The organism is Halalkalicoccus sp. NIPERK01 (assembly GCF_030287405.1).
GTDB lineage: Archaea > Halobacteriota > Halobacteria > Halobacteriales > Halalkalicoccaceae > Halalkalicoccus.
On sequence record NZ_JASVVV010000024.1, the window covers coordinates 1 to 307 of the forward strand.

General features: G+C 65.5%; 1 protein-coding gene. It reads right to left on the reverse strand.

Features of this window, described 5'->3' with window-relative positions:
• Window positions 1-307, reverse strand: a 307-nt coding sequence (locus QRT08_RS18435; RefSeq protein WP_286047456.1) for a GTP-binding protein, incomplete at both ends; no start/stop codon positions are given.

The window sequence follows — 307 nt, forward strand, 5'->3', positions numbered from 1 at the left end:
CCGACGATGAGTTCGTTGATCCCGAGCGTGCGCGCGAGGAAGACGTGTTCCTGGGTCTGGGGCGCGACGCCGTCGTCGGCGGCGACCACCAGCACGGCGTTGTCCGCCTGGGACGCGCCCGTGATCATGTTCTTCACGAAGTCGCGGTGGCCCGGACAGTCGACGATGGTGAAGTAGTACTCGTCGGTGTCGAACTCCTGGTGGGCGATGTCGATGGTGACACCGCGCTCTCGCTCCTCGGCGAGGTTGTCCATGACGTAGGCGAACTCGAAGCCGCCCTTGCCCTTCTCCTCTGCCTCCTCGCGGT